At 39.3% G+C, this 5,628-nt stretch carries 6 protein-coding genes and 2 pseudogenes; 5 read left to right on the forward strand and 3 right to left on the reverse strand.

All coding sequences use genetic code 11. The features are described 5' to 3' along the window. The 3 genes and pseudogenes from HSISS2_RS10775 to HSISS2_RS03415 form a co-directional block, all read right to left on the reverse strand. Window positions 1-230: pseudogene (locus HSISS2_RS10775) on the reverse strand (biotin/lipoyl-containing protein); the annotation flags it as partial. A 235-nt stretch (window positions 231-465) separates the two neighbouring features. Then, on the reverse strand, window positions 466-1,464 hold the full coding sequence (locus tag HSISS2_RS03410) for an alpha-ketoacid dehydrogenase subunit beta (protein WP_021145397.1): 999 nt from the start codon (window positions 1,462-1,464) through the stop codon (window positions 466-468). A gap of 25 nt (window positions 1,465-1,489) precedes the next feature. Then, window positions 1,490-2,459, reverse strand: a pseudogene (locus HSISS2_RS03415) (thiamine pyrophosphate-dependent dehydrogenase E1 component subunit alpha). Between the two features lie 185 nt (window positions 2,460-2,644). On the opposite strand from HSISS2_RS03415, the gene HSISS2_RS11650 reads away from it, so the two are divergent. The 5 genes from HSISS2_RS11650 (at window position 2,645) to HSISS2_RS11670 (ending at window position 5,176) form a co-directional block, all read left to right on the forward strand. Then, window positions 2,645-2,962 (forward strand): hypothetical protein, encoded by a 318-nt coding sequence (locus tag HSISS2_RS11650; protein WP_240472049.1) that lies wholly within the window; start codon window positions 2,645-2,647, stop codon window positions 2,960-2,962. A gap of 340 nt (window positions 2,963-3,302) precedes the next feature. Further along, window positions 3,303-3,899 (forward strand): hypothetical protein, encoded by a 597-nt coding sequence (locus tag HSISS2_RS11655; protein ID WP_021145402.1) that lies wholly within the window; start codon window positions 3,303-3,305, stop codon window positions 3,897-3,899. Then, complete coding sequence (locus HSISS2_RS11660) at window positions 3,889-4,218, forward strand: hypothetical protein (RefSeq protein ID WP_021145403.1); 330 nt, start codon at window positions 3,889-3,891, stop codon at window positions 4,216-4,218. Before HSISS2_RS11655 ends, HSISS2_RS11660 begins: the two co-directional genes overlap by 11 nt. Further along, window positions 4,215-4,679, forward strand: coding sequence for a hypothetical protein (locus HSISS2_RS11665; protein ID WP_021145404.1), 465 nt, complete (start codon window positions 4,215-4,217; stop codon window positions 4,677-4,679). The genes HSISS2_RS11660 and HSISS2_RS11665 overlap by 4 nt, the downstream gene beginning before the upstream one ends. Window positions 4,680-4,789: 110 nt before the next feature. After that, on the forward strand, window positions 4,790-5,176 hold the full coding sequence (locus tag HSISS2_RS11670; RefSeq protein ID WP_021145405.1) for a hypothetical protein: 387 nt from the start codon (window positions 4,790-4,792) through the stop codon (window positions 5,174-5,176). Window positions 5,177-5,628 lie beyond the last annotated feature (452 nt).

Genomic DNA, 5,628 nt, shown 5'->3' on the forward strand with positions numbered 1-5,628 from the left:
CTCCGATATACCAATTACCTCAGTTACTGGAACTGTTTCACCAGCCTGACGAGTAATCTTCAAAAGGACACCTGAATCTTCCGCTTCAAGTTCCATGTTCGTCTTATCTGACATGATTTCAAGAAGGATATCTCCCTCATTAACCACATCACCCTCTTGTTTTTCCACTCGATGATCTCGCCTTCCTGCATATCAACACCAAGCTTAGGCATAATAATCTCAAAAGCCATATTTTATGATACTAAGAACGCTAAAATGCGACAGAATTTTAGGAGTTTTACGTTAGTGTGCTTGCACACAAGTAAAACTATCTAAATTCCGAAGCATTTCGTTCGAGTTCAAATCAACTCAAACGCTTTAACGCCCTCTCCTTTCTACTTTAAATTATATTTTCCGATACTCTCACAGTTAAAACAAGAAACACATTTTACTAGCGAGACATATCACTTAACCGTCGCTAGAAAGTTAGTTTCCTTTATTGGCCATCTTGATAATAGCAGCCTTAATCTTTTCAACATCTGGAAGAACCACTTGTTCCAAGACACGCGCATAAGGTACAGGCACATCTTCACTTGCCAAACGTACAATTGGGTGGTCAAGGTAATCAAATGCTTCACTTTCAGTAACCATAGCAGCAATTTCGCCGATAAAGCCACCAGTCTTATAAGCATCATTGACCAACATCAATTTTCCAGTTTTCTTAACTGAGTCGAAAATCAATTCCTTATCAAGTGGAACGAGGGTACGAGGGTCAACGACCTCAACATTAATACCTTGTTCAGCCACTTCTTCAGCCGCCTTAAGAACACGTTCCAACATACGACCATATGATACGATTGTCAAATCAGTACCTTCACGTTTAATCTCACCTTTTCCAAGTGGGATGTAGAAATCAGGATCTTGTGTTACTTCTTCTTTCTTACCGTAAAGTGCCTTAGGTTCCATGAAGATAACAATGTTATTATCTTGAATAGCAGATTTCAAAAGGCCTTTAGCATCATTAGCATTCCCTGGTGCAACCACTTTAATTCCTGGGATGTGGGTCAACCATGACTCAAGAGATTGTGAGTGCTGTGCTGCAGAACCAATCCCTGAACCAGATGCCACACGGAAGGTTACAGGTGTCTTCAATCCACCACCAAACATGTAGTTGTTCTTTGCACCGTTATTAACGATAGCGTCAAGGGCAATTGTGATGAAGTCCATGAAAGTCAAGTCAACAATCGGACGAAGACCTGTGATGGCAGATCCAACAGCAGCACCAGCGATAGCTGCTTCTGAAATTGGCGTATCTCTAACACGTTTTTCACCAAATTCAGCCAACATACCCACTGAAGTACCAAAGTCACCGCCGTAGATACCAACATCTTCACCCATAAGGAAGATGTTTTCATCTTTACGCATTTCCTCACTCATGGCAAGGTTTACTGCCTCACGTAAGGCCATCAATTTTGTTTCACTCATACTTGTTATTCCTCAACCTTTCTCTTTAGTCTACCCATACATCTTCAAAGGCAATTGAAAGTTCTGGATCTGGGCATTTTGAGCAAACTCATACGCTGCATCGATTTGTGCCTTAACTTGGCCTTGAATAGCATCTAGTTCCTCATCGCTTGCGATTTTTCAGAAACCAAATAGTCACGGTATTTAATGATTGGATCGTTATGGTTCTTCCACTCATCAACCTCTTCCTTGGTACGATAAACTCCAGCATCGGCAGTGGAGTGACCAAACCAACGGTAAGACTCTACCTCAACGATAGCAGGACCATTTCCACCACGAACATGTTCCACAGCCTTGCCCATTGTTTCGTAGACTGCCATGACATCATTACCATCCTGACAGTAGAAACCTGGAATACCATAGGCTTCCGCACGTGTATACAAATGAGGAGTGTTGGTAGCTCTATGAATATCCATTGAGATACCATAACGGTTGTTAATGATGAAGAAAATTACTGGTAATTTCCAAGCAGAAGCCATATTGACTGACTCGTGGAAAGAGCCTTCATTAGTAGCACCATCTCCTGAAAAAGGCAACAACGATATTTCCAGTTTCTTTATATTGTTGCGTGAGGGCTGCGCCTACGGCAAGGGCATAGCCACCACCAACGATACCATTGGTACCATAGTTACCTTTTTCGAAGTCAGCCAAGTGCATTGAGCCACCACGGCCCTTTGAAACACCCGTTGCCTTACCAGCTAGTTCGGCCATCATTTTGTTCAAGTCCATGTCTTGAGCAATAGATTGTCCATGACCACGGTGGTTTGAAAGAAAATATCATCGTAGCTCAAGTGTTGAACAGCCCCAACGTTAGCGGCTTCTTCACCAACTGAAAAGTGTGTCATCCCTTGAACAAACCCACGACGAACCAATTTATTAATACGTGAATCAAATTCACGGATACGTTCCATTTTAGTGAACATCTCAAGATGTGTCTCTTTAGAAAGTTTTATCATATCGATCTCCTCTATCGAATTTTTTCTATACATCTAGAATAGGGGAAAAAACTTTATGGGCAAGAAATATGCTTGAAAAATGAAAAGCCTTACATAACTGTCACTAAGAGTCAATTCGTATGCTATTTTTCCAAGGGGTATGATATAATTGAATAGATTTTACCCGAATAGGAGATTATATTATATTGAGTGATGCCATTGTTCACGGGCTTACGGCATGTACAGCTTTTATATTACAAATTGTTATCTTCAAATTAACCACGCATAGACCCGTAAGATACTGGGTTCTCTTTTTAGCTGGAGTAGCGATTATGACTTTCAGCTTTTTAGGTATTCTCTTCCCAAAATCAGGTTTTATAGCGCTTGTATTCCTTCATTCTGTCAAATCATTCAAAAATCTTAGACATACCATCTTGGAATCCTTCTTTATACCATTTACCTTTGCCCTAATGGTAAGGCTTGTGATTTCCCTCATTATTCCAATCTTTTTCCTTTTGTCTTAGATTACAATTTCGCTGGCTTCTTAATCCTTTTCTTAGCCTTCTTACTTTGGTTTGCTCAGAATGCTCTTCTACAAGTCGATTATAATCGCTTAAAGCAAATTGATTCTGCCAGACCATGGTACAGATCTACGTCAGTCGCACTTTATAGTCTAGCAGTCATTTACTTTATTTCGGAATTAATTACGAATAATATCCAACTCACTCTTTTCTTCCTTATTGCTACGGCTTTAATTCTATCTAAACAAGTTACCCTCTATAGAAAGGAATTAAAAGCCCAAACGAGGGCTGCTCAAGAGGTGCATATAGACCTTCTACAAAAATCAAGTCAAAACATCAATATTTGGTATCAAAAAAGACTAGCCAAGAACTTTTTATCAAGGATGAAGCTGAAAATCTCTATGACCTCATTCGCTTCCAACAAAACGACGAAGCTGAGGAACTTATAGATTATTTGTTAACACCAAACCCTTTAGATAAAAAGATTGACCGATTCTACAGAAATAAGCTTGAAAACATAAAATTAGCTGACTTGCAGGCGCTTTTTGAAGCTAAATTTTTAAAGGCTAAAGAACTAGATGTCTGGGTTAGTATGGAAATTCCCGAACCAATCACTGTCTATCCTATTTATCCCTTAGACTGGGTTTATATCTTATCGACTATCTTAGATCATGTCATTGACCAAGCAAGAGACAGTAGACAAAAATACCTTAGCTTTGCCTATTTTAAAGACGAGGACAGTCAGCACTTTGTCGTGGAAAGCTCAAGCACAAAAGAAGATTCACCGATTACTTCTGATTTTAGCGACCCAGAATTAAAACGTGTCACCCACATTCTGGTCAATTATCCAAATGTTAACATTATTTCAAATACACGTGCTGGCATTTATCGTCTACAAATTGAAATTGACATGACCAAAGGAGGTTATCATGATTACTAATATTATCAATCCTCTCCTGCAGGCCATTAGTTTTATTTCTATCTGGTACCTTTATCAAATCATGTCTAAGGTTAAACCATTACCTGGGCACCTCTTTCTCATTTTCCTCTCTTACGTTGCTGGGGCATCTTACTTCAACCTTGTCAAAATCATTGTAGACCCTCTTTTCTTTCTAGTTGTTGACTTGGCTCTTGTTAGAGAACGCTCCTTTTATCATCGACTTCTTTTTGCTTTTATCCAACTATTCTCTTTGATGTTGCCACGCGATTGCTTTCAATCGTCATATTGCCTCATGTCCTACATATCAAGGGAGATGTGAGTCTTGATAATAACCTACATATTCTGACTTACTTTTTAGCTCCTCTTATCATCTTTCTGATCCTTAAGATTTTCGCTATTGATTTAGATCAGATGAGCAAACTCGATGAATACTGGGCGAGACGTAATTGGTTGCGTAGTACCACTTTTCTCGCTGTTTATTACGTCTTTTTCACAGTCATCCATGGTCTTAATAGCGTTCTTCCAACTACGAATGACCCCCAGAACTTATTTGAAATGGTATTTAGAGTGAGTTCAAATAGTATCATCGTTTTGATGCTTTACCTCGCCCTTCTCCTATGGGATTTTTACAATTGGAACGAAGCCGTCCACTCACAGTTCATCAAAAGATTGGACAGAGAACGTTTTAAATTGCTAGGGACTATGACTAACTACAACAAAGCCCTAATCCAAATTATCACCCAAAAACAAAAATTTTCAGAGCTTTACAAAAAAATCTGAAGGATGTCTCAGTAGCTTTAAAGGCTGATGATGCCACAAAAGCTAAAGATTTACTTGAGATTTATAAAACGAGTAATTCCATCATTAGTAGCCCAGAAACTCAAGAAAAATTGGATCAGCTGACTAATCCTATCTTAGCTAGTTTTCTTTCTAATCGTATTGTAGGGACGAGGTCAGCTCATATTGATATCACGATCAATATTAGTCCAAAATTTGGAGAAGTTCCTTTATCAGACTTAGATTTGTACCAACTTCTTCAGACCTCAGACAAAGCTGTTCTCAAACATCTCCGTCCTGATACCAAGATACATAGTAGCTATCTACAAATGGACCATTCCCAACTTTTTGTTGTTGAACTACCAGTCCTAACTGATTCCGTTAGCAAGGATAAGGAGCTTAATGATTTGGTTAAAACGCTGCCAAACGTCGATTACCGAGTCGGTTTCCATGAAGGCTACCTTATTCAAATTATTGAAGTCTTTGAGCCTGGATATTAAAACGATAATAAAAAGAGCCAATGGCTCTTTTTTTGGTGTGCATATAAAGAAAAAGCGCTTGTTTTGGAACCTTTAGAAACAACACAGTTCTAAAACAATAAGGAGTAGTCTATGACAAGGTATGACAGCATTTCTACCTATAAGATATGCTGCTTACAACGGCAATACTTAAAAAGTAATCAACTAATTAGCGGATCTAAAAAGAGACCTCAACCAATCGATTTATATTGTCATATCATCATTTAACTAAAATTTGTAGGATCACCCCCGCGTGTGCGGGAAAAACGGTCTCGCAGTAGTTAGCGGTCAAGTTATGGCAGGATCACCCCCGCGAGTGCGGGAAAAACAGAACTTTGGCACAGCTGAAACCTACCCAGATAGGATCACCCCCGCGTGTGCGGGAAAAACTAAAACGGATGACTTGAAACAGATAGGTTAGCGGGATCACCCTA

The organism is Streptococcus sp. HSISS2, from assembly GCF_000448665.1.
In the GTDB taxonomy this organism is placed as follows: domain Bacteria; phylum Bacillota; class Bacilli; order Lactobacillales; family Streptococcaceae; genus Streptococcus; species Streptococcus raffinosi.

Bases quoted from the DNA above. Each gene is read 5' to 3' on its own strand.
- HSISS2_RS03410 (WP_021145397.1), bottom strand. From the start codon at position 1,464: ATGAGTGAAACAAAATTGATGGCCTTACGTGAGGCAGTAAACCTTGCC.
- HSISS2_RS11660 (WP_021145403.1), top strand. From the start codon at position 3,889: ATGATTACTAATATTATCAATCCTCTCCTGCAGGCCATTAGTTTTATT.